Origin of the sequence: Blautia sp. HCP3S3_G3 (assembly GCF_052063365.1) — a bacterium.
In the GTDB taxonomy this organism is placed as follows: domain Bacteria; phylum Bacillota; class Clostridia; order Lachnospirales; family Lachnospiraceae; genus Blautia_A.
In genome coordinates this window covers 40,509-67,445 of record NZ_JBQHXR010000009.1, presented here as the reverse complement: position 1 = coordinate 67,445, position 26,937 = coordinate 40,509, and the positions used below count along the sequence as shown (strand labels likewise).

Annotated in this window: 23 protein-coding genes; 4 read left to right on the top strand and 19 right to left on the bottom strand. The window is 42.9% G+C overall.

Annotation, left to right across the window (positions count from 1 at the left end):
• Window positions 1–54: 54 nt before the first annotated feature.
• Both ACTNEW_RS09880 and ACTNEW_RS09875 read right to left on the bottom strand, forming a co-directional pair.
• The gene (locus ACTNEW_RS09880; RefSeq protein ID WP_441060435.1) at window positions 55–1,389 is read right to left on the bottom strand and encodes an ATP-binding protein; all 1,335 of its coding nucleotides are present in this window, start codon (window positions 1,387–1,389) and stop codon (window positions 55–57) included.
• Window positions 1,390–1,529: 140 nt separating this feature from the next.
• Window positions 1,530–1,775, bottom strand: coding sequence for a hypothetical protein (locus ACTNEW_RS09875; protein ID WP_441060433.1), 246 nt, complete (start codon window positions 1,773–1,775; stop codon window positions 1,530–1,532).
• 125 nt (window positions 1,776–1,900) lie between these two features.
• Between ACTNEW_RS09875 and ACTNEW_RS09870 the strand changes: the two genes are divergently transcribed.
• Window positions 1,901–2,257, top strand: coding sequence for a PD-(D/E)XK nuclease domain-containing protein (locus tag ACTNEW_RS09870; RefSeq protein ID WP_441060431.1), 357 nt, complete (start codon window positions 1,901–1,903; stop codon window positions 2,255–2,257).
• A gap of 594 nt (window positions 2,258–2,851) precedes the next feature.
• On the opposite strand, the gene ACTNEW_RS09865 is transcribed toward ACTNEW_RS09870, so the two are convergent.
• From ACTNEW_RS09865 to ACTNEW_RS09845, 5 genes are all read right to left on the bottom strand, one after another.
• Window positions 2,852–3,733: a DMT family transporter gene (locus tag ACTNEW_RS09865; RefSeq protein WP_441060429.1), complete on the bottom strand. Its 882-nt coding sequence runs from the start codon at window positions 3,731–3,733 to the stop codon at window positions 2,852–2,854.
• 1 nt (window position 3,734) lies between these two features.
• On the bottom strand, window positions 3,735–4,883 hold the full coding sequence (locus tag ACTNEW_RS09860; RefSeq protein ID WP_441060427.1) for an iron-containing alcohol dehydrogenase: 1,149 nt from the start codon (window positions 4,881–4,883) through the stop codon (window positions 3,735–3,737).
• Between the two features lie 22 nt (window positions 4,884–4,905).
• Complete coding sequence (locus tag ACTNEW_RS09855) at window positions 4,906–6,429, bottom strand: APC family permease (protein ID WP_441060425.1); 1,524 nt, start codon at window positions 6,427–6,429, stop codon at window positions 4,906–4,908.
• An 18-nt stretch (window positions 6,430–6,447) separates the two neighbouring features.
• Complete coding sequence (locus ACTNEW_RS09850; RefSeq protein WP_441060423.1) at window positions 6,448–7,053, bottom strand: cytidylate kinase-like family protein; 606 nt, start codon at window positions 7,051–7,053, stop codon at window positions 6,448–6,450.
• Window positions 7,054–7,201: 148 nt separating this feature from the next.
• Window positions 7,202–8,416, bottom strand: coding sequence for an aspartate aminotransferase family protein (locus tag ACTNEW_RS09845; protein ID WP_441060421.1), 1,215 nt, complete (start codon window positions 8,414–8,416; stop codon window positions 7,202–7,204).
• A gap of 279 nt (window positions 8,417–8,695) precedes the next feature.
• Here ACTNEW_RS09845 and ACTNEW_RS09840 point away from each other — a divergent pair, with 279 nt between their 5' ends.
• Window positions 8,696–8,785, top strand: a complete 90-nt coding sequence (locus ACTNEW_RS09840; RefSeq protein ID WP_441060419.1) for a DUF6783 domain-containing protein — start codon at window positions 8,696–8,698, stop codon at window positions 8,783–8,785.
• On the opposite strand, the gene ACTNEW_RS09835 is transcribed toward ACTNEW_RS09840, so the two are convergent.
• The 5 genes from ACTNEW_RS09835 to ACTNEW_RS09815 all read right to left on the bottom strand — a co-directional run bounded on the left by ACTNEW_RS09835 (window position 8,760) and on the right by ACTNEW_RS09815 (window position 16,037).
• Window positions 8,760–9,311: a helix-turn-helix domain-containing protein gene (locus ACTNEW_RS09835; RefSeq protein ID WP_441060417.1), complete on the bottom strand. Its 552-nt coding sequence runs from the start codon at window positions 9,309–9,311 to the stop codon at window positions 8,760–8,762. The genes ACTNEW_RS09840 and ACTNEW_RS09835 overlap by 26 nt on opposite strands.
• A 90-nt stretch (window positions 9,312–9,401) precedes the next feature.
• Window positions 9,402–10,790 carry a 23S rRNA (uracil(1939)-C(5))-methyltransferase RlmD gene (gene rlmD / locus ACTNEW_RS09830; RefSeq protein WP_441060415.1) on the bottom strand — a complete coding sequence of 463 codons (1,389 nt, stop codon included), beginning with the start codon at window positions 10,788–10,790 and terminating at the stop codon, window positions 9,402–9,404.
• A gap of 77 nt (window positions 10,791–10,867) precedes the next feature.
• The gene (locus tag ACTNEW_RS09825; protein ID WP_441060413.1) at window positions 10,868–11,092 is read right to left on the bottom strand and encodes a hypothetical protein; all 225 of its coding nucleotides are present in this window, start codon (window positions 11,090–11,092) and stop codon (window positions 10,868–10,870) included.
• Window positions 11,093–11,298: 206 nt separating this feature from the next.
• Window positions 11,299–13,530: a DNA helicase PcrA gene (gene pcrA, locus ACTNEW_RS09820; RefSeq protein ID WP_441060411.1), complete on the bottom strand. Its 2,232-nt coding sequence runs from the start codon at window positions 13,528–13,530 to the stop codon at window positions 11,299–11,301.
• Between the two features lie 314 nt (window positions 13,531–13,844).
• On the bottom strand, window positions 13,845–16,037 hold the full coding sequence (locus ACTNEW_RS09815; RefSeq protein WP_441060409.1) for an alpha-galactosidase: 2,193 nt from the start codon (window positions 16,035–16,037) through the stop codon (window positions 13,845–13,847).
• A gap of 280 nt (window positions 16,038–16,317) precedes the next feature.
• On the opposite strand from ACTNEW_RS09815, the gene ACTNEW_RS09810 reads away from it, so the two are divergent.
• Window positions 16,318–17,178: an AraC family transcriptional regulator gene (locus ACTNEW_RS09810; RefSeq protein ID WP_441060407.1), complete on the top strand. Its 861-nt coding sequence runs from the start codon at window positions 16,318–16,320 to the stop codon at window positions 17,176–17,178.
• Between the two features lie 59 nt (window positions 17,179–17,237).
• Window positions 17,238–17,882, top strand: coding sequence for a DUF1836 domain-containing protein (locus tag ACTNEW_RS09805; protein ID WP_441060405.1), 645 nt, complete (start codon window positions 17,238–17,240; stop codon window positions 17,880–17,882).
• Window positions 17,883–18,035: 153 nt separating this feature from the next.
• On the opposite strand, the gene ACTNEW_RS09800 is transcribed toward ACTNEW_RS09805, so the two are convergent.
• The 7 genes from ACTNEW_RS09800 to ACTNEW_RS09770 all read right to left on the bottom strand — a co-directional run bounded on the left by ACTNEW_RS09800 (window position 18,036) and on the right by ACTNEW_RS09770 (window position 26,937).
• On the bottom strand, window positions 18,036–18,353 hold the full coding sequence (locus ACTNEW_RS09800; RefSeq protein ID WP_441060403.1) for a YerC/YecD family TrpR-related protein: 318 nt from the start codon (window positions 18,351–18,353) through the stop codon (window positions 18,036–18,038).
• Between the two features lie 335 nt (window positions 18,354–18,688).
• The gene (gene mmsB, locus ACTNEW_RS09795) at window positions 18,689–19,873 is read right to left on the bottom strand and encodes a multiple monosaccharide ABC transporter permease (RefSeq protein WP_441060401.1); all 1,185 of its coding nucleotides are present in this window, start codon (window positions 19,871–19,873) and stop codon (window positions 18,689–18,691) included.
• A gap of 3 nt (window positions 19,874–19,876) precedes the next feature.
• Window positions 19,877–21,415 (bottom strand): multiple monosaccharide ABC transporter ATP-binding protein, encoded by a 1,539-nt coding sequence (gene mmsA / locus ACTNEW_RS09790; protein WP_441060399.1) that lies wholly within the window; start codon window positions 21,413–21,415, stop codon window positions 19,877–19,879.
• 92 nt (window positions 21,416–21,507) lie between these two features.
• On the bottom strand, window positions 21,508–22,575 hold the full coding sequence (gene chvE, locus ACTNEW_RS09785; RefSeq protein WP_441060397.1) for a multiple monosaccharide ABC transporter substrate-binding protein: 1,068 nt from the start codon (window positions 22,573–22,575) through the stop codon (window positions 21,508–21,510).
• 206 nt (window positions 22,576–22,781) lie between these two features.
• Window positions 22,782–23,852 (bottom strand): sugar ABC transporter substrate-binding protein, encoded by a 1,071-nt coding sequence (locus ACTNEW_RS09780; protein WP_441060395.1) that lies wholly within the window; start codon window positions 23,850–23,852, stop codon window positions 22,782–22,784.
• Entirely contained in the window at window positions 23,849–25,444 is a 1,596-nt protein-coding gene (locus ACTNEW_RS09775) for a response regulator (protein WP_441060393.1), read from the bottom strand. Before ACTNEW_RS09775 ends, ACTNEW_RS09780 begins: the two co-directional genes overlap by 4 nt.
• On the bottom strand, window positions 25,429–26,937 hold the full coding sequence (locus ACTNEW_RS09770; RefSeq protein ID WP_441060391.1) for a histidine kinase: 1,509 nt from the start codon (window positions 26,935–26,937) through the stop codon (window positions 25,429–25,431). The genes ACTNEW_RS09775 and ACTNEW_RS09770 overlap by 16 nt, the downstream gene beginning before the upstream one ends.

Genomic DNA, 26,937 nt, shown 5'->3' with positions numbered 1-26,937 from the left:
CTCCCAGAAGCGTTTTATAAAATGGTCTAATGCTTTCCATCAATCATTTAAACCCTATAAATCCTTCAACAAGAACAAAATCATATATATTGGTTTCAGTTTCAGTGTCCCTATCTTCCCTACATCTTTTTGAGACAAAAGATATCTCTCTCCAACATATTTGGAATACTTCAATTCAAAACTATCTATCGATTTATGATTCTTAATAGCAGATGATTTTACTTCTATTGGAACAATCTTATTCTTTGACGTGATTAAGAAATCAATTTCAAAAGAATGGGTGCTTCCTTCCTTCTTCCAGGTATGATAGTATAAATCCCGCCCGCTGGCTTTGATTGCCTGTGCCACAACATTTTCATATAAATATCCCAAATCTGCCGGTAATGTATCTCTTAATAATTTTTTATAAATATCTTCTATTCCATTCTGCGAATCATTAAATAACATTGTTGTAAACAATCCAATATCCGATAAATACAACTTAAAACAATCCATATCTTTGGTTTGCGCAAGAGAAACTGTCGGATTCAGCACATTATAACAAGGTAATACAAGTCCAGATTCAATTAATTCAAAAAGGCGTTCCTCATCCTTTCTTGTTTTCTGTTTACCAATTGCTGCACTTATTACGTAATGTTTTTTCTTTGCTGCAAGCTGACTTGGAACAGATTTGTACATATCCGTTATTCTACCTGAGTCATCAATCTTCTTTAAATCATCATAATATAATTCTAAGATTTCACGTTTTACTCTATCAACAGATTCAAAATTATTTGTAGCAATGTATCTTTCCACTGCCTGAGGCATACCGCCTACAGCCATATAAATACGAAAATCTTTCATTGCATTACGATTTGCTGCATTACCAAGCTCCATATTGCTCTTATAAGCCATATTTAAAACATTAGGATTTCCACCTGTTGCCCACAAAAATTCTTCATAATCCATTGGATATACACGAATTTTATGTTCCTCTGATGGAATCAAAATATTCTTTACATTCTTTTTTATAGATATTAAAGATCCTGTTTCTATATAATCATATCTGCCATCTTTTACAAGATGCTTAATCGCCTGTCGTGCCTTTGGAAACAACTGAATTTCATCAAAAATAATAACAGAGTTTCTTTCATAAAGTTCTATGCCCGTCTCCATCTGTAACCTTAAAAAGAATCGATCCAATTTTGAAATATCATCAAAAATATTTAGCATTTCCTTACTGATATTTGAGAAATCTATCAAGATATATGATTTATATTCATTTCGTGCAAATTCCTCTGCTATAGTTGTTTTTCCAACTCGTCTAGCACCTTCAAGCAAACAGGCATACTTTCCATTCCATTCTCTTTTCCACTCCAAAAGTTGATCGTATACTTTTCTTTTAAACATATTTTTCCACCTTTCAGTTATGCATATCGTCTGCGGATTCAAGGTCTTTTATACATTTTACCCCAGAAATGCAATTATTTCAACATCTTATAACTTGAAAAATATAGTTATTTCAATATTTAATCATTATATTATTATATTTATTTCAATATACAATTCGTAGAATAGCATAGATATTTCAACACAAAAAAATCGGCTTCAAATCCATCGCTGAACTCTTTACCGATTCTTCGTCTTTCCTGTTTATCTTTTTCCCGATTATAAGGCTTCCCACTAGGCACACTTCGCGTCGCTGGATTCAGTACTCCCCAAGTCAGCCTCTGTTTCGAATAATATTCCTTCTGCGCCTTTTTACTTCTTTTATCGAGCGAAACATATTTCTTCATCTTATTTTCTCCTTTGCTTTTTCATCAAGTGATATCTTTGAGATAAATGTGTCAACCAATATTGACAATATCAGAGTCTTTATGTAGGCGACTTTGTAAAATTACAAAAGGCAATTGGAGAATATATGGATAAATCCATCAGTTTCTACGATGGCGGTTCTGAAGGATTTTACCACGGTTTAATCTTAGGTCTCATCGCTTTGATGGATAACCAGTACAAGATTAAATCCAACCGTGAATCAGGAGATGGTAGGTACGATATCTCATTATTCCCGAAAAGCTCAAAATATCCAGGTATCATTATGGAATTTAAATGTGGAAGTAATCTGGATTCAGATACACTTGATAAACTCGCTAAAGATGCGTTAGATCAAATAGACACCAAACGCTATGACTCAGAAATGACCGAAATTGGCGTTACCAATATTCTCAAACTTGGAATCGCCTTTTCTGGTAAGAAATTAAAAATTAAAACAGAATAATAAATCCATAAAACAGATATCCAAATTCCGAAGGATTGAATATCCGTCAAGTAAAATTATATAATTTAATTGGCATCTTCCAAAGTATCATTTTGAACCTTTGTGCTTCTAAGCTGATACTTTGGTCTCTTGCCCAAATAGTAGTTTGGAAATTACCTCCTGTATGTACCTTTTTCCATGATCTATCGTTCTTTACTCGTGTAACCTACACAAAATATATCATACTCGTATTCTTCTGTAAACAATTTTGTCACTTTTCTACAATTCAATCCCGATTCTCACATACTTTTATGCAAATTGTACAATCTAATAAAATTTCATCTATATATTATTTGAAAAGACTGATCCGTTTGTCTTTAAACATTTCTTCCTGTACCTCCATTTCCGGTCTTTAGCATAGCATCATCAATTCCATGAATGAAAGCTTTGCTTCCAGACATTATAATGCACTCTCAAAATAAATGACCAGCCCTATCACGCAGATAAAATATCAGGCAAGTGATATGGCTGGTCATTTATTTTTTCGATGTAATAGTTAGAAAGAATCTTACCCGGAAGACTTTATTTTATCATCGGAAAATGCAAAGCACTTTTCTATGATAAAATAAAAATCGTGGAACCAATCAGCACGAACCCCAGAATATCCAGAAAAGTAAACTGATTTCCCATAAAAAGAACCGATAACACCGTTGCTGTCGGTATTTCTGAACAGGCAAACAGACTGGCCTTTGCAGAACCGATCTGCTTCACAGCCACTCCATACAGCAGATATGCAAGAATGCTTCCGCATAAAACAGCAGCAAGAAGCGCTCCGAACGCTCTGCTGTCCAGGACAGGCGGATTTTTCATGGGATTTACCAGAATCCCCGCCGTAATACCTCCAAAAAACAAGGAAACCGATGTAATCGCCTGTGCAGAATACCTTTCATACAAAGGCTCCGGCAAAACAGTACTGAGCATCATAAAGAACGCACAGCCGATTCCCCATACCAATGCTTCTTCCGACATGACAAGTTCATGAATATTGCCATGTGTCGCAATCAGAAAAATGCCTGCAACGGCCAAAGCCAGGGACAGCATCTCCATCTTCTCAGGAAATTTATGTTTTTTCACGCACACATAATTCATCACCATAACCGGACATAAGTATTGGAGGACAATAGCCGTAGCCGCATTGGATTTCTGCACAGCTCCGTAGCACGCAAACTGAAAGAGCATCGTTCCCAGTATCCCGGTCAGAGCACATCGCAACAGATCTTCTTTCCTTTTCAGGAGCATCCGCAGTTCTTCTCTCTTTGTCAGCAGCAAAAATATCAGCATACAGAACCCGGAAACCAGCATTCGCACAGCCACAAACCAGGAAGACTGCATTTCTGTATTCGTAAACAAATACTGACTGAATACGCCGGAGAGCCCCCAGCAGAATCCTGTCAGAATTCCGCCGCAGACTCCCTGGACTTTCCTGTTGTCCATCATTTTATAATGCCTTTTCATAAAGGGAAAGGATATCTTTCTTCGTTGTACTCCTCGGATTTACTGCAATATTCCCGCTCTTCATGGCGTCATCTGCCATTGCATCGAATTTATCTGCAGTTACTCCCACCTCACCAAGAGATGCCGGAATTCCCAGCTGTTCATTCAATTCTACCAGCAGATCCACCAGCATAAATGGTTCAAACTCCTCTTCAAAAGCAGGCGTTCTGGAAATATAATTATAAATCTTCAGATATTTTCCATTGTCTGCCAGTGCATTATATTCCACAATCGTCGGCAGTAAAATCGCATTGGCAACACCGTGCGGCACGTCAAAGAACGCACTGACCGGATGACTCATCGCATGAACATCCCCAAGCCTTGCCCAGGAAAAAGCAATTCCCGCAAACAGAGAACCAGTGATCATTCCCTCTGCTGCTTCAAGATCCGTACGGTCAGCAAAGTATCTTCTGATATTTTTTCCGATCAGCTCCAGTGCTTTTTCTGCCATTGCATCAGAAAATGGAGAGGCTGCTTTTGAAAGATAAGCTTCCAGTGCATGAACCATTGCATCAATTCCGCATGCTGCCGCCACCGAAGCCGGAGCAGTTGTCAGCAATTCCGGATCCAGAATCGCATAAGAAGGAATCAATTTATAACTGAATACGGTTAATTTATAATTTCTGCTGTGATCTGTAATAACAGAAAACGCGGTAACTTCCGAACCGGTACCTGCAGTTGTCGGAATGGCAATAAGCGGGATGATATCTCCCGGAACCTTGCCGCCGCCTTCATATTCTGTGATACTTCCGCCATACTTTGCAACGACGCCGACTGCTTTCGCCACATCCATAGGGGAACCGCCCCCTAATGCGATCAGAAAATCAGCTCCGCTTTCCTGAAATGCTTTTGTCGCTTTTTCCACAGTCTCCACAGAAGGATTTCCTTCTGTTTCTGTAAAAGCATCTGCCGGAATCCCTACGCCTTCTAATGCATCTGCACAGGACTTTACAATTCCCATTTTATTCAGACGAGGTCCGGAAATAATAAATCCATGGGAACCTCCCAGTTTTTTTGCCGCTTCCGGCAGTTTTGCCAGACTTCCCTGGCCAACGATAATCTCCTGTGGTATGGAAAATGAAAATTCTTTCATTGTTTTTTGCTCCTCTCCTGTTTTATGCTGCCATTCTCTGCAGCACACGTTCAATTGCCTGGTCAATTACCAGATCCAGTTCTTCTTCATCAGCTTCCGGCATCAGTGTTGCAGCATCCTCGTCGGAAATCAGTTCCACCAGTGTACCAAAGGATTCCTGATATTTTCTCTTGCAGACAACATAGAATACAACACCTAACAGCGCCCATCCGCCGACCATTTCCCATTCCTGCCAGACAAGGTTTCCGCCGGAACCCGGGATACAATACATCAGTACCATAAAGCCAGACATCAGAACTGCCATTGTTCCTACAAATTTATATGCAGGAACACGATACGGACGCGGCATATCCGGTTCTTTTTTTCTGAGAATCAGGAAGGAAATTGATACCATACAGTACGCAAGACAGCATCCGAAATTGCCTGCGTCACAGATCCAGACCATCATTTTTCGTCCTGCAAGCGGTGCGATCATCGTCAGTGCCCCAATTAAATATAAGGAATTCACCGGTGTTTTGTGCTTCGGATGAAGTTTTGCAAAAAACGGCGGAATCATATAAGATTCAGCCATGGAATACATTGCTCTTGAACCACCGATCATAAATGAATTCCAGGAAGTGATAATTCCGCACATACCGCCGACAATGATGACCTTTGCCATTACAGAAGTCTTAAATGCGGTGGCCATGGCATCTGCGGTTACCAGACCGGTGCCTGCCTCTGATGCGGCAATGGCATCTGCATCCAGCACATAACCTACAGCCAGAATCACAAGCGCATAAAAAACAACAGCAAGAACAACTGATAAAATCAGCATTTTACCGATTTTTTTCAGTGGAACATTGATTTCCTCCGCAGCCTGCGGAATAACATCAAATCCGATAAAATAAAACGGAGTGATCACGGCTACAGAAAGCACATTTTTGAGCATAGAGCCGCCTGTGGAACCCACAAACATCTGACCGTTCAGATTATCCACACTTCCGTTAATGACTGATGCCACGATCAGCAGAATTCCGGCACCTCCAATAATGACCGTCAGTACTGTCTGAAGCATCGCTGCGGTTTTCGCGCCCATAATGTTGATCACCATAATCAGAAATGCCAGGATAATCGCTACCGCAAGCCAGGATGCATAAATATCAAATCCGGCAACCGTATAAAGATACCCTTTTAAAAATCCCGGCCATAAATATGTCAGAATGGTCGGAAATGCACATGCCTCAAAACACGCTACGCCCACATATCCGAGAATAATTCCCCAGGTACATACAAAAGAACCGGTCGGTCCCATAGCCCGGTAGCTGAATACATGTTCTCCTCCGCACTGCGGCATCGCAGCTGTCAATTCCGCATAGGTAAGTCCAACAAAGAAAATCATGATACCGCCGATTACAAAACCAAGGGCCGCACCAACTACGCCGCCGCTTTCAATCCATCCGCCGGAGGATACGACCCAGCCCCAGCCGATCATTGCGCCAAAGGCAATCACCAGAATATCCCACGCACTGAACACTTTGTCAAATTCTGATTTTTTCTTATTCATAGCGAGTCCTCTCCTTTCTCAGATGTCAAATAACTTCTTTGCCAGTATTTCGATATATTCTGCAGTTCCGTCAATCCCAAGCATACTGCTGTCGATCAAAAGATTCCTGTTATGACGGTCACCGCGATTACTGCCTGTAAATGCAAGATGTCGGATATGATACCGCTTATCCTTCTCAGAAATCAGAAGTTTCGCATCTTTTTCCGTCAGGTTATGGCTTTCCATAATATGTCGGATTCTCACTTCATCCGGAGCATAAATGAATACACATAACAGATTTTCCTGCCCTTTTAAAATATAATCTGCGGAACGTCCGATAAATACGCAGGACTCTTTTGCCGCCAGTTTTCGGATAATCTGTTTCTGCACATGGATTGCACGGTCTGTCAGGTCAGAAAGCTTTGAAAAAGAACCTCTTTCCTGTCCTTCCACACCTTTTCCTGCAATCGTAAGACCGGATTCTACTTTGTCCATAATATCCTGCGGAATTCCTACTTCATCAATGATAGCATCCACTGTTTCCCTGTTATATACAGGAATCCCCAGATCTTCCGCGATTTTTTTGCCTATTGCATTTCCTTTTGCCCCATATTCACATCCAATCGTTATCACAAAATGCTGCATCCCATTCACTTCCTTTATGTATTTGCTTTTATGAATACTTTATTTTATCATAGGAAAATGCAAAGCACTTTCCTATGATAAAATAAAGTAGACAAGGGCGCACGAATCCCTTCGTGACGCCCTCGTCTGCTCATTTCTATTTTTCATTTTATGCCAAAGCTTTTACTGTTTCATCCAGAATGGCAACTGCCTTGTCGCATTCTTCCCTGGATACGATCAGAGGCGGAACCATACGAATGGTATGCGCACCAATTGCAGTGATCAGCAGTTTCCGGTCTAAAGCACCATGTTTTACATCCACACCGCTTACCGTATCATCAAATTCAACACCGACCAGCAGTCCCTGATGTCTTACTTCTTTCACATGAGGAAGCTTCTCAAGTTCTGCAGAGAAATAATCACCCATCTCTTTCGCATTGCCTGCCAGATCTCTGTCAAGCAGTTCATTTACTTCCGCCAGTGCTGCTGCACAGGAAACCGGATGACCTCCGAATGTAGTTCCATGGGAACCTGGTGTAAATGCTTTCGCCACTTCCTCGGTTGCACAGATTGCTCCGATCGGCATTCCGCCACCCAGACCTTTCGCCATGGACACGATATCCGGCTTGATACCGTAATTCATATAGGACATCACAGCACCGGTTCTGCACCATCCGGTCTGTACTTCATCGATCAGAAGCAGCATACCCTTTTCATCACAAAATTCACGAAGACCTTTCATAAATTCCATGGTTGCCGGATGCACACCGCCCTCGCCCTGTACCGGCTCGATCATGATGGCAATGGTATTCTCTGTACATGCGTTTTTGAACGCTTCCAGATCATTATACGGTGCATAGGAAAATCCGTATGTCATCGGACCAAATCCTACCTGGCATCCATTTCCCGGCTGTCCTGTTGCAGACATCGCACCGAATGTTCTGCCATGAAAGCCCATTTTTGCTGTTACGATATGATATTTATTAGGACCGTATTTCTCAATTCCGTACTTACGGGCCATTTTAATCATCGCTTCATTTGCCTCTGTACCGGAATTCTGATAAAAAATCTTGTCCATCCCGATTGTTTCACAGACTTTTTCAGCCAACAATGCCTGCGGAATTGTATATGGATAGTTAAAGGTATGCATGATGTCGTCTACCTGATCCTTAACTGCTGCAACAACCTTTGGATTGCGGCTGCCGGCATTATTTACTGCAATACCTGCATAAAAATCAAGATATGGGGTTCCCTCTTCATCATACAGATACATTCCTTCTGCTGTTTCTGCAAGGAAATCAAAACGCTCGTATGTTTCGATCATGTATTTGCTTACTTTGTCCTTAATTTCCTGTTTTGTCAGTCCTGTGTCTTTTAATTTCATAATTCTTTCCTCCTCCAGCTTATCTTTATTTCTCCGGAAATTCCTGATTCTCCTTCTGGACAAACAGGAATACTTTCCTGAGAAACAAAAAAAACGCCAATGATTCCTGTGAATCACTGACGCCTTTGTCACTTTTGCTTTTATGTTGTGTACAATATATCACACTTTTCATGAATAGTCAATTAAAATATTGTTGTTTTTTCGAGATTTTTGCATTCTTTTGTTCAATATTTTGGACATCTATTTTCAGAGAGAGGCCTAGCCGAATATGTTGACCGAATGCGAGACAATTTTCCTGCAAAGTGGGGCATGCATATGACGGGAGTAAATTTTCAAACACGCTCTAATATACAACAAAGAAAGACATAAAACGAATCGTTTCTGTTCCTGTATTAAAATAAACATGCGGCTGGTCCGATTCAAAACGGAAGAACTGTTCCTTTTCCACCTCATAAATACCGTCTTCCAGCTTTATGAATAAGGTACCCTGAAGCATAGCAATGTATTCCTTTGTACGTTCTCCATGGGATCCGCTCTCATATACTCCACCTGGCTCAATGTCGATCCGGTAAATTTCCACAGAGCGATTGTCCGCAATCGGAAAACAGGTCCAGACATGGTATTGCCCTTTTACATCTTTCGTTGGTACCAGTTTCTCAATATCCACCAGATAGGCATCTTTTTGCGGAGCCTGCGTCAGGTCCTGCAGATCAATGCGCAGACCGCTCATAATTTTTCCCAATACACCAATCGACGGATTGGCATCTCCTTTTTCAATCGTTGCCAGCATACTCTTGCTGACCCCCGTCTGCTCTGCCACCACGTCAAGGCTCATTCCTTTGGCTTTGCGTATTCTTTTCAAATTAATTGCGATATTATGTGATAAATAATCCATATAGAATTCTCCCTGAATAATTTAGCTGTTGAAAAATCACAAATCATGAAAGTCTATCGTCCCGCTCCAGAGTATGCTTGAAAAATCCTTTCAGACATGCACTAATTTACAAATTGTTTCAATATGCACAGTTTCACAGAACTGTTCTACACAGCAGGCCCGTTCCACGCGGTATCCTGCTGCAAGAAATGCCTCAAGATCCCGCGCAAGGCTGGTTGCCTTACAGGAAATATATACAATATGATCCACTCCATAGGCGATGATCTTCGGCAGAGCCTTTGGATGGATTCCGTCTCTTGGAGGATCCAGTACAATGACATCCGGTTTTTCCGTTACTTCATCCAGTACTTTGAGCACATCTCCTGCAATAAACCGGCAGTTCGTCAGCCCGTTGCGTGCCGCGTTTTCTCTTGCTGCCTCCACAGCCTCCTCCACAATTTCCACACCGATCACTTCTTTCGCTACAGGCGCAAGAAGCTGTGCAATGGTTCCGGTTCCGCTGTAAAGGTCAAACACTTCCATATCTCTGGTACTTCCAATATAATCCCGCACGATGGAATACAATACCTCAGCAGCCAGAGAATTGGGCTGGAAGAAAGAAAATGTACTGATTTTGAACCGCAGTCCCAGAAGTGTTTCATAAAAATAATCCTGCCCGTAAAGAATCCTTGTCTCATCACTTCTCACCACATCGGAAAGAGAATCATTGATGATATGCATGATTCCTACGATTTTTCCTTCCAGAGGAAGTTTCAGCAGTTCTTCTTTGAGAGGCTCCATATCATGCTCTTCCTGGCTGGTGGTGATCACATGCACCAGAATTTCTCCCGTTGTCACACCGCGGCGAAGAAGCAGATGACGGAGATACCCGATATGCTGCATTTTTTTGTAATAGGAAACGCCTCTGTCACGGAAATATTCCCACACACAGTTCAAAATTTTCGTCATATCCTCATGAACCAGTTTGCAGTCTCCGGTATTCAAAACATCATAGGTGCTGCCTTTTTTGTGCAGCCCAAGAGAAAGCGGGCCATCCTTGTACTCATCTCCAAAAGAAAATTCCATTTTATTCCGGTAACCGAACTCAATAGGACTTCCATGGATTCCCTCCCAGCAGTAATCCGGATTTCCCTCTTCATCTGCCTGACCGCCTGACAGCAGTGCCTGGTCGAGCAGTTCCTTTACCTGTTCTTCTTTCATTTTCAGCTGTTCTTCATAGGGCATGGTCTGGTACATGCATCCACCGCAGGCAGGGAAAACACTGCACACCGGTTCACGAGTCTCCAGCGGTGATTTTTCCAGTACCTCCAGAAGGCGTCCCTCCGCACGGCCGGAACGCTTTTTATTAATCATAAACCGGATTTTCTGTCCCGGAATTCCATTCTTTACAATCACTTTCTGTCCATCTATATAAACCAGCCCCTTATTGGGATATTCCACTTTCTCTATGATTCCCTCGTAAATTTCACCTTTTTTCATAATTCCTCCGTATGAACCTGTCAATAGCCTCTTCACAAAAATAGCCCCGGTTATCTGCCGGAGCCATCTCTGTTTATTTATTCTTCCTCTTCATCCTCAAAATAATCATCGAAATCGTCATCAAAATCTTCTTCGAAATCTTCCAGATAATCCGGTGCGAAGAAATGGTATACTGCAAAAGCGATTCCTGCAACAGCTGCTACAGCACCGATGATCGCCAGCACCCAGAGGACTGTATTTTTCTCTTTTTCTTCTTCTTTTTTCTTTAATGCAGTCAATAAATCTTCAATTTTAATATTCATAGTTGCACCATCCTCTCATAATTCTTAACGGCAAATGTCCTGTATTTTTAAATCACAGGAAAACACAGAGCACTTTTTCCTAATACAACCTGGATATCTCACGTTATTTGCCGTCCTGCGGCCCGACAACCGGCCGATTCGCTGATTCTGTTCTTTATTATACCACTACTGAGCAGATTTTACCATAACTAATCGAATTTTTCCCCTCAAATCTTCTTCAGCTTCGCAAAACCGGCAAACATCTTCTTTACTCCATAACGGTCAAATTCCACCGTCACTTCAAAGTCACGTCCGCCTTCCACAATATTTTTCACGATTCCCACACCAAATTTCACATGACGCACCGTATCTCCTACAGCATATTCCAGAAATGTCGGTTTTGTTACCTTGAACTGCGTTGGCTCAAATGCTTTGGCATGAAAGGCCATTTTCATCTGGGCATAACTGCTTTTGGCAGGAATAACTTCCTCAAGCTTCGGCTTCTTTTCCTGAATCTTATGTCCCAGATCCACCAGTTCCCGCGGAATTTCCCGTACAAAACGGGATACACGATTATACTGCGTTTCCCCGCGGATCATTCTCTGCTGGGCAGCTGTCAGAGTCAGATCTTTCATCGCTCTTGTAATGCCCACATAGCACAGTCTGCGCTCCTCTTCCATATCAGAGGGATCCCCGCTTGAGATACTCATATAGCTGGGAAAAATCCCGTCTTCCATTCCGGCAAGAAATACATGGGGAAATTCCAGCCCCTTGGCACTGTGCAGGGTCATAAGAAGCACATAATCCTGATCCGGATCTACACTATCAATATCTGCGATCAGTGCGATTTCCTCCAGAAAGCCGGAAAGTGTCGCAGGCTGATTCATCTCCTCCATCGTTTCTGTATAAGTTACTGTCTTGGAAATCAGCTCATCAATATTCTCGATTCTTGCTCTTGCTTCATCCGTATCCTCGGCTCTCAGTTCATCCACATAACCGGTCAGATCAATAATCTCTTCCAAAAGCTCCTGTACAGAATATGCCTCTGCCTTGCTCTTCAGCGACTGGATAAAGGTTACAAAGCCATCGATTTTAGAAAGACTTCTTCCAATGGACGGAACCTCCTCCGCCACACGCAGCGCATCATAAAAACTGATATTCATCTGATCTGCATAATCCTGGACCCTGCTCACCGTTGTCGCTCCGATTCCCCGCTTCGGCACATTGAGAATTCTCTTCACAGCAAGATCATCCTGTGCATTATCCACCGTCTTCAGATAACAGAGAAGATCCTTGATTTCTTTACGAGCATAAAAGTTCACCCCGCCTACCAGCTTGTACGGAATATTGGCAAGCAGGCACTTTTCCTCAAACAGACGTGACTGGGCATTGGTACGGTAAAGAATCGCACAGTCCCGGTAATGGTATTTGCCCTCCCGATGTTCTTTGGATATCTCACCCACAATATATTCCGCTTCCTCAAATCCATTGAGAAACTGACGGAACTGAACCATGGAGCCATCCTCATTTTCCGTCCAGAGATGTTTCGGCTTACGCTCGGTATTATTGCTGATCACCTCATTGGCAGCATTGAGGATATTCTGTGTAGAACGGTAATTCTGTTCCAGGCGAATCACCTTCGCATCAGGAAAAACCCGTTCAAATCCCAGAATATTGCCGATATTTGCCCCACGGAATTTATAAATGGACTGATCATCATCTCCTACTACGCAAAGATTCTCGTATCTGGATGCCAAAAGGCTTACCAGCTTAAACTGTGCCGTATTCGTATCCTGATACTCATCCACCATAATATACCGGAAGCGTTCCTGATAATATTCCAGCACATCCCCGCAGTTCTGAAAAAGTTCTACGGTCTTCACCAGCAGATCATCAAAATCCAGTGCATTATTTTTACGCAGAGATGCCTGATATTCCCGATAGACCCCCGCAACCTTGCGCTGATTAAAGTCTCCTCCTGCATTCATCTCCATCTCATCCGGTGTAATCAGTTCATCCTTGGCATGGGAGATCTGCGCAAGCAGAGAGCGTTCTTTATATACTTTTGTATCAATATTCAGCTTCTTACAGATATCTTTCATCAGTGTTTTCTGATCATCTGTATCATAAATGGTAAAATTATTGTCATATCCCAGCCGGTCTATGTATCTGCGCAGAATCCGCACACAGGTGGAATGAAAGGTGGACACCCAGATACTCTCGGAACCGAAGCCCACAATCTTGTCCACACGCTCCCTCATCTCCTGGGCAGCCTTATTGGTAAACGTGATCGCCAGAATATTCCACGGATTCACGCCCTTTTCCTCAATCAGATACGCAATCCGGTGCGTCAGCACCCTGGTCTTCCCCGATCCCGCACCTGCCAGAATCAGCAGCGGTCCTTCCGTATGAAAAACCGCCTCCTGCTGCCGGTCATTTAATGTATCATATATGCTCATATTTTAGCTTCTCCTTATATTTTCCTGACGTAATCGGAATTTTCCTCTCCCGTCAGACTGTTTTATTATAACATGACAACTGCATGACTCACAAGCATAACCGAACATATTATCTGTTTTATAACAGGAAAAACATGAGGGCACTTTCCTGATACAGAAAAATCCCGCTGAATTTTCAAATAATTTATCACACGAAAAGGACCCCCATGCAAAGACAGGCCCCGAACGGGGTAACTCCTGCTTTACACGGAGGTCCTTTTCAACTCTATCAAAACTGAGAGAAGGGCTGATTTATCGGATGCATAGCTTCTGCATCACTGCTCCATCACAAAATGGAAATTCCAGCTCTGGTATTCTCCTCTGAATGCAGGAAGGCGGAAGCCTCCGTACATCAGAGCGGCACCCAGATACCGTTCCCCATTCATCACATAGAATTTATCTTCTTTCAAACCGCGAAGCTTCACATAAACCGGAGCCGCGTTCGGATAGGTTTTTACGGAAACTGCGCTCACCAGAGCTTCACTTCCGTCTTCTGCAGCAAATTCCCATACAGTAAATGTTTCATTCTGATACGGATCCGTAATTCTGTAATATTTTCCATCCTGAATCAGATCATAATATCCCTGATATACTTTAATCTGCTCGCGGATTTCTGTTTTTTCTTCTTCGGTCAGCTTCATCGGATCCAGTTCGTATCCAAAAGTTCCGGCCATGGCAACCGTTGCTCTGGTCGCGATCGGGGTCACTCTGCCGGTCTGATGATTCGGGCTTGCAGATACATGCGCACCCACAGCACTGATCGGATAAGCAAAAGAGGTTCCATACTGGATTTTCAGTCTTTCAATGGCATCGGAATCATCGCTGCACCAGATCTGAGGGCTGTAGTACAGCATACCGGCATCGAAACGTCCGCCTCCGCCGCTGCAGCCTTCCAGTAATATATTCGGATAACGTGTAATCAGTTTTTCCAGGAAATCATACAGACCCAACACATATCTGTGACTGATTTCTCCCTGTCTGTGTGCCGGAAGCGCCGCACTGTAAAGGTCGGTAAGATTACGGTTGAAATCCCATTTCAGGTAATCGATTTCCGCATGATCCAGTACTTCACACATCTGTGCAAACACATGATCGCGCACATCCTGTCTGGAGAAATCCAGTACCAGCTGGTATCTGCCGCGGACAGGTTTTCTTCCCGGCACCTGGAATGCCCAGTCCGGATGCTCCCGATAAAGATCACTGTCCTCAGACACACATTCCGGTTCAAACCAGATACCGAATTTTAATCCGAGACCGTGAATCCGCTCTGACAGTTCACCAAGCGTACATCCCAGTTTCTTTTCGTTGACATACCAGTCACCAAGTCCGCTGAAATCGTCATCTCGTTTTCCAAACCATCCGTCATCCATAACAAACAGTTCCACACCCAGGGACGCAGCTTCCTTTGCCATATCTACCAGTTTATCACCGGTAAAGTCAAAGTAGGTACCTTCCCAGTTATTCATAAGGACAGGTCTTCTCGCCTTTTTGTATTTGCCTCTGCACAGGTTGCTGCGGTAAACATAATGATAAATCTGGGACATTTTTTCAAAACCGTTGCTGCTGTATACCATAGCCACTTCCGGAGTCCAGAAATCCTCTCCCGCATTCAGTTCATATTCAAAATTATCCGGATGGATTCCCATCACAACTCTTGTCTGATTTGCCTGATCAAGTTCTGCCTCAGCAAGGAAGTTTCCGCTGTACAGAAGAGAAAATCCATAGCATTCTCCCTGTGTTTCTCCGGCAGTATGATCCGCAAGAATTACAAACGGATTGTAATGATGGCTGGAGGAACCTCTGACACTTCCCACAGACTGAAGGCCGTGATGCACCGGCGTACGGGAAAGATTTCGTTCCATTTCGTGTTTTCCATAGAAAGTCATCCAGTCATAGGAACCATACATCTGGTCCAGACACATAGAAGCTGCTTTTTCCAGATAGATGGCACCGGAGGTACCGTTCTCAATACGGACTGCTCTGGTGATCATATCCAGATTTTCCATCACACCATAATATAAATGTACAAAAATATCCTCTGCCTGATCTTTTAAAGTAACTACAAGCGTATCCGCACGGTCACCTTCCTGTGCATAAACCGCAGGCATTCCCGGAATGGAGTATTTTCCTTCCAGAACTTCAGAATGATCAAAGCGAAGATCCAGAACACGGCAGCCATTTGCAGTACGGATTCTCAGTGCACTGGTACGGTAATCTGCAGTTCCGAAACAGGAATATTCCTGCGGAAGAATTTCTGTAGAGTACGTTCTGTTCTTTTCCGCATCATACGGATTAGCTGCAAATCCGCGATCCTTGCAATAAATCAGGTAGGAATAATCGGTATTCTCTGTTTTTCTTCCATAATAAGTATGCAGAAGAACTCCCAGATCATCTTTTTTCATTTGATACATGCTGTTTTTGGTATACATCGTAAACAAAGCTTTTTTTTCATCAAATACTACTGCCATGATCCTTCTCCTTTTCTGTATATCGACTTTACTATGGCGGTGTCTTTATGCAAAAACACCGCCCGTTTCTGATAAAATTCTACCACTATTATCCAAAATCGTAAATACTTGAATGAATTTATTTTTATATCCAAATGCTATATTTCAAGAATATGATTGATATATATACTAATTTGGGTATATAATAAAGAAAAGCATAGCTTTTTCTGTTGTTTTTCACAGATTCTTCACTGTTTTTTTATTGATTATTACTATTTTTCACAGAGAAAGGACGGAAAATATGCCTGATTTATTGTTTCATGTATTCTCCGATGAACGCTTTATGGATCTGACTTTATTCCAGTTCGGGTATGAAAAATGCCGGCCGCTCCATTCGTATGGGCCTTTTATCCGCAACAACTATCTTTTTCATTATGTCATTTCCGGACATGGAACTCTGCTGACAGATGATACCCATAATCACTCCATAGAATATCAGATCGGGCCAGGTTCCGGCTTTCTCATTGAACCCGGAAGAATCAATACTTATTACGCAGACCGGGAAGAGCCCTGGGAATATGCATGGGTGGAGTTTGGCGGACTTCGTGCCAAAGAAATTCTCGAAAGCTCCGGACTTTCCTCCGAAGAACCGGTTTTTACCCCGGGCTCCCCGGAAGACAGTGAATGTGTCAAAAAAGAGCTCTTATATCTTGCCAGCCACGGAAACGAATCCTCTCTCCATCTCATCGGCCATCTGTATCTGATTCTGGATGCCATCCAGAGAGGTTCTTCCAGAAAACGTCCTGTTCAGGGAGGAAGTCTCTCTAAATTTTATACAAAAGAAGCCGTGACTTTTATTGAACAGAACTATGCCTTCCCGATCACTGTGGAAGACATGGCCAGCCGCTGCAAACTGGACCGGAGTTATTTCGGCAAGATTTTCAAGGAAACCATAGGACAATCCCCTCAGGAATTTCTCATTCGCTACCGGATGTCCAAGGCGGCCGAGCTTCTGAAGCTCACGGACCTTCCCGTTGGAGAGATCAGTATCCGGGTGGGATATCCCAATCAGCTCCACTTTTCCCGTGCATTCAAAAAAGTATTCCACGAATCTCCGAGAACTTACCGCCAGAATAACAAAATTTTAAAGGAAAATCCCTGACAAAAATATTTACAAGTAGTTTTTTGAACTATATAATAAAGGGCAGAGGTGATGAACAGATGACAATCGATACAAAAGACATGATCAACAGTATCCTGGACAGTGTTTCCAGGATTGACTATATCAAACCCGAAGACCTTCCCAATATTGATCTGTATATGGATCAGGTCACTACTTTTATGGAATCCCAGCTGGCTTCCACCAAGCGCTATCCGGAAGACAAGGTGTTGACCAAAACCATGATCAATAATTATGCCAAGAATAACCTTCTTCCTTCTCCGGAGAAGAAGCGCTATTCCAAAGAACACCTTCTCATGCTGATTTTTATTTACTATTTCAAAAATATCCTTTCCATTAATGATATCCAGACACTTCTGAATCCCATTACGGAAAAATATTTTAAATCAGAAGGAACTCAGGATCTTACCTATATTTATAACGAAGTATTCAGCATGGAGAAAAGCCACATTGAATCACTGAAAAAAGACCTTGCCAAAAGCTATCATGTAGCTGAGGGGACCTTTTCTGATGCCCCGGAAGAAGACCGGCAGTTCCTGCAGACATTTTCCTTTATCTGCCAGCTGAGCTTTGATGTTTACGTCAAAAAAATGCTCATTGAACACCTGATCGATGACATGCGTCCGGAAGAACCATCCGGCAAACATCACAAAGAAAAAACGCCGAAGACGCGCAAGGAGAAATGATCCATATAAATAACTGATCCAAATGAAATTATCCCGCAGAAAACTTTCCGTTTTGCTGCGGGACATTTTTGTTCTTTACCAAAAAAAGAGAATCCCTCTTTACAGGATTCTCTTTTGGTTTTGTTTGTCTCTTTTTATGATTTATCTTTCAGTTTATTCTTCTGTTTCGGATTTGTTTTCTCCATTCTCTCGCATTCTGGCAAAAACCATTTCATAACCATCATTCCCATAGTTAAGAGAACGGTTCACACGGCTGATGGTTGCAGTGGATGCACCGGTCTTCTCGGAAATATCCAGATAAGTGCGCTTGTCCATCAGCATCTTGGCAACTTCAAAACGCTGTGAAAGAGACAAAAGCTCGTTGATCGTACATACATCTTCAAAAAATGTATAACACTCTTCTTTATTCTTCAAACACAAGATTGCCTCAAAAAGATGATCAACTGCTTCCGTTCTAATCTTCTTACCCATGTCCCTGCTCCTTTAAAAACAATATTGTAATCACTCGATAGCAATAATATTTTAACACTCTAATCTGTGATAAGCAAGCTGTTTTCAAAAATTTTATGCATTTTTCATAATTTCACAGGAATTGTATCGGTTTCTTTTTATGCAGATAGTTCATATACTTGCTTTTTCTTCGCACAGACAGAAGTCTTTCTTCTCTCTCTTCCCCGATACAGAGCTTTGTCTGCCCGCTCAATTGCTTTTGCCGAAGGTTTTTTTCAAGGAGAAATTATTTTATTCAGGAGCCGGAAATCTTCCGGCTTCTGTTTGTTTTGCGATACAGCTGTTATAAAATCCCTTTATTTTGCTATAAAGGATTTTCTCTTACTTACTACATCAAAGATTACAGCAGCCAGAAGAACCGCACCTTTTACTACTTTCTGCATATTCTGGTCTGTACCCATGATACTCATACCCTGGTTGATGATACCCATCAGAACAGCACCAACGATAACACCCGGAACTGTACCGGTTCCGCCGTATGCAGAAGCACCGCCGATGAAACAGGAACCGATGGCATCCATCTCATAGTTCTGTCCGTAGGTCGGCTGTGCGGAAGTCATACGAGCTACCGTCAGAAGACCTGCAAGAGCTGCAAGAAATCCCATATTGGTATAAGCAATAAAATATACCTTGTTTGTATTGATACCGGAAAGCTTTGTTGCTTTTTCATTTCCGCCCACTGCGTAGAAATAGCGTCCTACGGTTGTTTTACTTGTGATATATCCATAGACAAGAACAACGACCAGAACCCATACAAGAGAAGTCGGGATACCTTTGTACTGGGCAAGTTTAACACTGACAGCCATCACTACTGCCACAATCAGAACCATCTTTACATACATGGCACCTACACTGCCTGTTTCATATCCGTTTTTCTTTCTGTTCAGATATCCCCGCATAGTCATTGCCACATAAATCGCACAGGCAAGAATACCAACTGCAAGAGCAACCCTGTTCAGGCCTTCTCCGCCTCCCAGGAAATCCGGAACGTAGCAGTTAGCACCGCCTCCGAATAATTTAACGAATGTTTCGGATTTAATCGGAAGTGTTTTTCCTGCCAGTACCACGTTAGACAGACCACGGAACATCAGCATGCCTGCAAGAGTTACAATAAATGGAGGAATACGCACATAAGCGATCCAGAATGCCTGCCATGCACCGATCAGGGCACCGATCAGTAAGGAAAGAATCACAGCCACACCATCCGGCAGTCCCATATTTTCCATAAAGATACCGCACAGAGCACCTACAAAACAGACAACGGAACCAACCGAAAGGTCAATGTTTCCACCTGTCAGAATACACAGCAGCATACCGGTTGCAAGCACAAACACATATGCATTCTGTGAGATCAGGTTGTTAATATTCTGCGGGTAAAGAATCTTGCCCTGTGTTCCCCAGGTAAAAAACAGAGTGACCAGAACAAGTACAATAATCATTGTATATTTTTGAAATCCGGCTTTTAATTTTGCTTTATCCATTGCTTACTCTCCTTTGCTTGACTTCAGAATACATGCCATAATCTTTTCCTGAGATGCCTCTTCTGCCGTTAACTCTCCGGCGATTCTGCCCTCATTCATGATATAGATACGGTCTGACATTCCCAATACCTCCGGAAGTTCGGAAGAAATCATAATGACTGATTTTCCTGCTGCAACAAGGTCATTGATAATACAGTAGATTTCGTATTTTGCACCTACATCAATACCTCTGGTCGGCTCATCCAGAATCAGGACATCCGGATCCGCAAACATCCATTTTGCAAGCAGTACTTTCTGCTGGTTGCCACCGCTTAAGTTTCCAACGTTCTGTTCTACGGAAGGACATTTTGTTCTCAGCTTGTCCTTATATTCCACTGCAACCGCATACTCTTTATCCGGATCAATGATTCCGTTTTTGCTGACACCTTTCAGATTGGCAAGTGTCGTATTAATTTTAATAGGATTGCTTAAGATCAGTCCGTCTCCCTTTCTGTCTTCTGTTACATAAGCCAGTTTGTGCTCAATGGCATCACGGGCACTTTTCAGATGAACTTCCTTTCCGTTCAGGAAAAGATTTCCGCTGATATTCACACCATAACTTTTTCCAAAAACGCTCATGGCCAGTTCCGTACGTCCCGCGCCCATCAATCCGGAAATTCCCACTACTTCTCCTTTGCGCACATGCATCGATACATGATCTACCACTTTGCGTTCTGAATACAATGGATGATATACGGTCCAGTCTTTGATTTCCATATTAACGTCGCCGATTTTTACACCATGACGTTTCGGGAAACGGTCTGCGATTTCTCTGCCGACCATTCCTTTGATGATACGGTCTTCGGAAAAATCGTCCACACCTTTCACCAGTGTTTCAATTGTAGAACCATCACGGATGACCGTAATCTTATCAGCAACGTAAGCAACTTCATTCAGTTTATGTGTAATAATAATGCAGGTAAGACCTTCTTTTTTCAGTTTCAGCATCAGGTCAAGAAGTGCTTTGGAATCTGACTCGTTCAGGGATGATGTCGGCTCATCCAGAATCAGAAGTTTTGCGTTCTTTGCCAGTGCTTTGGCAATTTCCACAAGCTGCTGCTTGCCCACACCGATGTCTTTGATCAGCGTTCTGGTGGACTCGGAAAGTCCAACCTGTCTTGTATATTTCTCTGCCATTCCGTAAGTCTGATCCCAGTTAATGGCAAATTTTTTTCCACGTTCATTTCCCAGGAACATATTTTCTCCGATCGTCATATAAGGTATCAGAGCAAGTTCCTGATGAATAATTACAATACCTTTGGATTCACTGTCTTTGATATCATGAAAATTGCATACTTCTCCGTTATAAATGATATCTCCTTCATAAGTTCCATAAGGATATACACCAGAAAGAACATTCATCAGAGTAGATTTACCGGCGCCGTTTTCACCAACAAGTGCATGGATTTCTCCCTCTTCTACCTGAAGATTCACATTGTCAAGCGCCTTTACGCCAGGGAATGTTTTGGTGATATTCTTCATTTCCAACAGTATCTTTGCCAAAATTTCTCCCTCCTATCACAGCAACAGGCGGGCGCGCCGGCCCGCCTGTGCAGAACATTTTACAGAACAGATTTTATACGATGATATTCAGATTACTGTAACTGATCTTCTGTATAATATCCGGAATCAACAAGCATCTCTTTGTAGTTATCAACGGTTACTGCAACCGGCTCGCAAAGGTAAGACGGGATAACGCCTGTGCCGTTGTCATAAGTTTCGGTATCGTTTACAGGAGCTTCGCCGCCCTGCATGACAGCGTCAACCATTTCAACAACCTTGGATGCCAGTGTACGGGTATCTTTGAATACGGACATCGCCTGTTTGCCGGCAATGATGTTCGGCATATTTGCAATATCGCAGTCCTGACCGGTGATGATCGGATATTCGCCTGTATAGTTTGCTGCCAGAGCGTTTTCTACACCAAGTGCGGTAGAGTCGTTGGAAGCAAGAACAGCGTCAAGGTTTGTTCCGTCTGCATAATAGGAAGAAAGAATGTTTTCAAATCTAGCCTGTGCAGTTTCTGTTGCCCAGTTTGCAGTAGCAACTTCATCTTTTGTCATCTGTCCGGATGGGCAAACCAGTTTGCCTGCATCAATGTATGGCTGAAGAACATCCATAGCTCCGCCGAAGAAGAAGTTTACGTTGTTGTCACCAGGGTCACCTGTTACAAATTCAATATTGAATGGTCCGTCCTGATTGTCCAGATCCAGAGCATCTACCAGGAACTGTCCCTGAGTTTTTCCGACAAGATAGTTATCAAATGTTGCATAGTAAGAAACAGCATCGGTGTTCATGATCAGACGGTCATAGGAAATAACCGGAATCTCTGCTTCTTTTGCCTGTGCAAGAACTGTTCCGAGAGAATCACCCTCGATGGAAGCGATAACCAGAAGCTGATCACCGTTTGCGATCATATTCTCAATCTGAGAAACCTGTGTTGCAACATCGTTTCCTGCATACTGGAGGTCTACTTCGTAGCCTTTTTCTTCCAGTTCTTTTTTCATATTCTCGCCGTCCTGATTCCATCTCTGAAGATCCTGAGTAGGCATTGCAACGCCGATCAGTCCTTTGCTTTCTTCAGCTTTTACTGCTGCAGGTGCTGCCACCATACCAGCTACCATAGATGCACAAAGAGTAGCTACAAACAATTTTCTTTTCATTTTGAATCCTCCGTTTCTTTTTTGTACTGTATCAGTACTCCGTTCTTGATGATGTTATTGTAGCATAACACCTACAGGACTTAGTTGCCAAATTATCGGACATTTTTCAGAAACATAAAAAATGCCCTGCATAAAGCAAGACATTTTTGTCACAAAAATTTCCTATTGACTTTTGTATATATTACATGTATTTTTTCGATTTTTGTTTATCTTTTTGGTACATTCAGATAAACATCTTCTTCTGAATGAACTCCTCCATCAATAATAATCTCATCCATATTGTCCTTCGTTACAGCAACGGGCTGGAGCATACAGAAAGGAATATCATTCGTACCATCATTGATGCTGCTGTTGATCCGTTCCAGTTCCTCTCCTTTGGCCATTTTCACAGCATATCTTGCAGTAGCTTTTGCAAGTGTTTCCACAGATTTGAACACAGTCATCGTCTGGGTGCCTTCCACAATTCGCTGACATGCAGCCAGATCCCCGTCCTGTCCGACCACATGAACCTGCCCGGCAAGACGATGCTCAGAAAGGACACGGACTACCTGTGATGCGATATCATCATTTCCGCACATGATACCCTTCACATCCGGATACTGTTCCAGTGCCTCTTCCAGATAATCCACAGCCTGCTCTGCAACCCAGCCATCACAGCCTGCCCGGTACACCACCTGAAGATTACTGTTCTCAAGTTTCTCCTCAAAACCTTCCCGTACCATCTGCACATTATTGTCTTCCTCAGGCCCCTGAATCATAAAAATCTCTCCGCCTTCCGGAACAGACTCGATCAGAGCCTCTCCCATCAGTTCACCAACACCTTTATTATTAAAAGATACATAAAGATCCGTATCTGCGTTCAGGATCAGACGGTCATAGGAGATCGTTTTGATTCCTGCCAGTGAGGCAAGATTCATTACATGGGAAAGGGCACTGCAGTCACAGGCGATCACAATGAGCACATCTACCTCTTTATCGATCAGATACTCGATCTGGGCAATCTGCTCCTCTACGCTTCCATTGGCATTCTGTACGTTCACTTCCGCACCCAGTTCTTTTGCAGTCGATACAAGTATATCCCTGTCACGGATCCAGCGTTCAATCACAAAAGAATCAAAACTGACTCCGATTTTTACTGCATCCGGATCCGACTGCTCTGTACTTTCCGTCACGCTTTCCAGTTCTTCCTCCTGTTTTCCGCAGGCACAAAGCATCATGGACACGCACAAAAACAAGCTGATGATACCGGTGATTTTGATCCACTTTTTCATTTTCATCCCAACCTTTCCCGATATTCCCTGGGTGTCACACCTTCATATTTCTTAAAAATTCTGCTGAAATAATTCGGATCACTGTAACCGCACATGGCACAGATTTCCTTAATACTGTAATTCTGATTCATCAAAAGCTGACGTGCATTCTGCATCCTGATCCTGGTCAGATATTCAATAAAATTTTCTCCCTGCTCCTGCTTAAACAGCTTGCTGAAATAATAAGGACTGATATCTACCAGTCTGGATACCTCATCCAGCGAAATATCCTTCTGATAATTCTCATCAATATATGCTTTCGCTTTTGCAACAACAGACTCGGATTCCTTTGCTTTTGTGGTGGCCATCCCCCTGCAGACCTCTTCGGTCTTTCTAAGGAACCAGGTTCGAAGTGCTTTATAATCACTGCTTGACTGGATTTCTTTCAGATAATTCTCACGATAGCGGAACCCATATTTCATCCCGCCTCTGAAAAAGGCATTCTGTTCCACACGCATGACAAGCTCCAGAACCTTAATCTCAATATCTTCCCGGTAATCGCTGTAGTTCTCCAGCATCCAGTCAAAGAAACGATTCGCTGCTTCTGAAGAGCCCGCATAATCTGCTTCCATGGTTCTCTGCACATAACGATTCTCCAGTTCCATGGGGTATTCTCCGTCATAGCCCTGGACAATGGGAATGTCATTGATATGTACAACATGACTGCTGCTCTCTCTGAGTGCCCGGAGAGCTTCTGTATACGATTCCTTAACTTCTTCCAGAGCCCTGACTCTTCCGATACCTCCGCGGAATTTGCTGTCTATGCGGCTTTCCAGTTTGTGCAGCATATTTCGCATACGGGTAAGAATTTCCACACGCTCCTCATATTCCACACAATCCTTTTCGTGAGGAACCAGAAGCACAATACGGTTTCCCATCACAGGTCCTACCAGACATTCAAAAAATCCCTTGGCAATCTCACGAAATTCCGGATAAAATTTGCTGGCACGAACACTTGCTCCCACTGCATTGGTGAGAATTCCGTCTTCAATGCTGTCACCAAACTCCACAACTGCCATAAAGCCGTATTTTTCCTCAATACTCAGCAATTCCCGGTAATTATTCTCATAGGTATGGAAATCATCCTGTAAAAGAACATTATAAATGTAACCAGACTCTATGATCGGAAGAATTGTTTCCAGTTTTTCCCGGATCTTCAGGTCGTCACTTCGTTTCTGCCGTGCTTCATCTACCTGCCTCATGGCCTTCATGCAGACTTCCAGGATTTTCTTTTTGTTCACCGGCTTGGTGAGATACTCCATAACACCCAGATTAATGGCCTCCTGCGCATAATGAAATTTATCATACGCAGTGATCACAATAAAAATCATCCCCGGATTAAATTTGCGGATTTCTTTCATAGCCTGAATTCCGCTTAACCCAGGCATCTGAATATCCACAAAAGCGATATCCGGGCGAAAAGATTCCGCCTGTTCCACCACAGCCCTGCCTGTTTTTGCACAGGCGATCTCACATTCACTTCCAAAATTACTGTTGATGATATTTTTAAGAGATTCCAGCATAATCCCTTCATCATCTGCAATCAATATCCGATACATGTCTCCTCCGTCTCCCTGTAAGGGATGGTAATCGTTACCTCTGTTCCCTGATTTTCACCCGGACTTTTGATGGTCAGCAGATTTTTCTGTTTGTAGTACAATTCCAGTCTGCTGATCACATTATGCATTCCTATCCCTGTCGAATCTCCGGGATTCTCCTCTGTTCTTAGCTCGCCGCTTAAAATCTGCCCGATCCGCTCTTTCGCAATGCCCTTTCCATTATCGATCACACTGATTCGGATATCCGTTCCCTCCTGCTGTATCAGGAGATGAATCGAACCTTCCCATTCAATATTCCGGATACCGTGATTTACCGCATTTTCCACAATGGGCTGCAGGATCATACTTGGCACCCTGCACTCCAGCACAGACTCATCTACGTCTGTGGTATAATGGATATCTCCCGCAAACCGCACATTTAGTATGTAAATATAGTTCTCTACAGCCTCTACTTCTTCCCTCAACGTTGCATCTTCACTGCCTTTTTTTACATTATAACGGAAAAACTCCGCCATACGTTCCACAAAAATGCAGGTTTTTTCCGCGTCCTCCATCATCGCAAGCTGGGCACCGGCATTCAGGGAATTAAAAAGAAAATGCGGGTTGATCTGTGACTGAAGATATTTCAGCTGGGCCTCTTTGAGATGAGCCTCCATGAGAAGCTCGCGCTCTACCATGGCCTGTTCTTTTTCCATGTTTTCTTTTGTCAGTTTCATATATTCTTCCAGACTGGAAACCATGGTATTAAAAGCCCTGGTCACGACTCCCACCTCATCCTGTGCATCTGTCTGGGGCATTTTTACATTAAAATTCGCCTGTCCTACCAGGTTTGCCGTGGCAGCCAGTCCTGTAAGCGGTGCCACAACTCCTCTTACCATATAAAACAGCATCAGAATACAGACTCCCATCATCAGAACCAGCATCACAAGACTGCCGACTTCAATATAGCGGATGGAATTCTGAAGCGTCCGGTAACTGGATGAATTATTCTTAAACTGCAGGACATTCAGGTCAGAAATACAAGAATTCAAATACCGGTACATCTGCAGAGCTTCCGCATAGGAAGTTTTATATTTTTCCACGTTTCGGCCTCGTTTGGCAAGAACTGTTTCCGCTGTATATTCCAGATAGGTCTCCGACATTTTGCGGATATTCTTTTCCAGAAGTTTGACCGGATTATCCATTGGCCTGTCATTGAGCTGTTCCAGAAGTTTTTTGTACTGTTCCTCATTCCGGTAATAACTCTCCAGAGAATCCGATGTTTTTACAGTAAGGTAATTGTACATTCCCGTCTGCACAGATTCCAGCGATTCTGCCAGCTCCGTCAGGTTCACATTACTGGCATAGATACTGTCCAGTCTCTGCATGGTTTTATTGACCTGCCAGTACATCAGCAGATTGGTAACAAACAGAATCAGCGCAATCATTCCCACCTGACAGAGCACCTTCACTGCCAGCGGAAAATCCTTCCATCGAAATCGTTTTTTCTCCAT

Coding starts and splice junctions, on each gene's coding strand:
- ACTNEW_RS09880 (WP_441060435.1), bottom strand. CDS start 1,389: ATGTTTAAAAGAAAAGTATACGATCAACTTTTGGAGTGGAAAAGAGAA.
- ACTNEW_RS09875 (WP_441060433.1), bottom strand. CDS start 1,775: ATGAAGAAATATGTTTCGCTCGATAAAAGAAGTAAAAAGGCGCAGAAG.
- ACTNEW_RS09870 (WP_441060431.1), top strand. CDS start 1,901: ATGGATAAATCCATCAGTTTCTACGATGGCGGTTCTGAAGGATTTTAC.
- ACTNEW_RS09865 (WP_441060429.1), bottom strand. CDS start 3,733: ATGATGGACAACAGGAAAGTCCAGGGAGTCTGCGGCGGAATTCTGACA.
- ACTNEW_RS09860 (WP_441060427.1), bottom strand. CDS start 4,883: ATGAAAGAATTTTCATTTTCCATACCACAGGAGATTATCGTTGGCCAG.
- ACTNEW_RS09855 (WP_441060425.1), bottom strand. CDS start 6,429: ATGAATAAGAAAAAATCAGAATTTGACAAAGTGTTCAGTGCGTGGGAT.
- ACTNEW_RS09850 (WP_441060423.1), bottom strand. CDS start 7,053: ATGCAGCATTTTGTGATAACGATTGGATGTGAATATGGGGCAAAAGGA.
- ACTNEW_RS09845 (WP_441060421.1), bottom strand. CDS start 8,416: ATGAAATTAAAAGACACAGGACTGACAAAACAGGAAATTAAGGACAAA.
- ACTNEW_RS09840 (WP_441060419.1), top strand. CDS start 8,696: ATGCGAGACAATTTTCCTGCAAAGTGGGGCATGCATATGACGGGAGTA.
- ACTNEW_RS09835 (WP_441060417.1), bottom strand. CDS start 9,311: ATGGATTATTTATCACATAATATCGCAATTAATTTGAAAAGAATACGC.
- rlmD (WP_441060415.1), bottom strand. CDS start 10,790: ATGAAAAAAGGTGAAATTTACGAGGGAATCATAGAGAAAGTGGAATAT.
- ACTNEW_RS09825 (WP_441060413.1), bottom strand. CDS start 11,092: ATGAATATTAAAATTGAAGATTTATTGACTGCATTAAAGAAAAAAGAA.
- pcrA (WP_441060411.1), bottom strand. CDS start 13,530: ATGAGCATATATGATACATTAAATGACCGGCAGCAGGAGGCGGTTTTT.
- ACTNEW_RS09815 (WP_441060409.1), bottom strand. CDS start 16,037: ATGGCAGTAGTATTTGATGAAAAAAAAGCTTTGTTTACGATGTATACC.
- ACTNEW_RS09810 (WP_441060407.1), top strand. CDS start 16,318: ATGCCTGATTTATTGTTTCATGTATTCTCCGATGAACGCTTTATGGAT.
- ACTNEW_RS09805 (WP_441060405.1), top strand. CDS start 17,238: ATGACAATCGATACAAAAGACATGATCAACAGTATCCTGGACAGTGTT.
- ACTNEW_RS09800 (WP_441060403.1), bottom strand. CDS start 18,353: ATGGGTAAGAAGATTAGAACGGAAGCAGTTGATCATCTTTTTGAGGCA.
- mmsB (WP_441060401.1), bottom strand. CDS start 19,873: ATGGATAAAGCAAAATTAAAAGCCGGATTTCAAAAATATACAATGATT.
- chvE (WP_441060397.1), bottom strand. CDS start 22,575: ATGAAAAGAAAATTGTTTGTAGCTACTCTTTGTGCATCTATGGTAGCT.
- ACTNEW_RS09780 (WP_441060395.1), bottom strand. CDS start 23,852: ATGAAAATGAAAAAGTGGATCAAAATCACCGGTATCATCAGCTTGTTT.
- ACTNEW_RS09775 (WP_441060393.1), bottom strand. CDS start 25,444: ATGTATCGGATATTGATTGCAGATGATGAAGGGATTATGCTGGAATCT.
- ACTNEW_RS09770 (WP_441060391.1), bottom strand. CDS start 26,937: ATGGAGAAAAAACGATTTCGATGGAAGGATTTTCCGCTGGCAGTGAAG.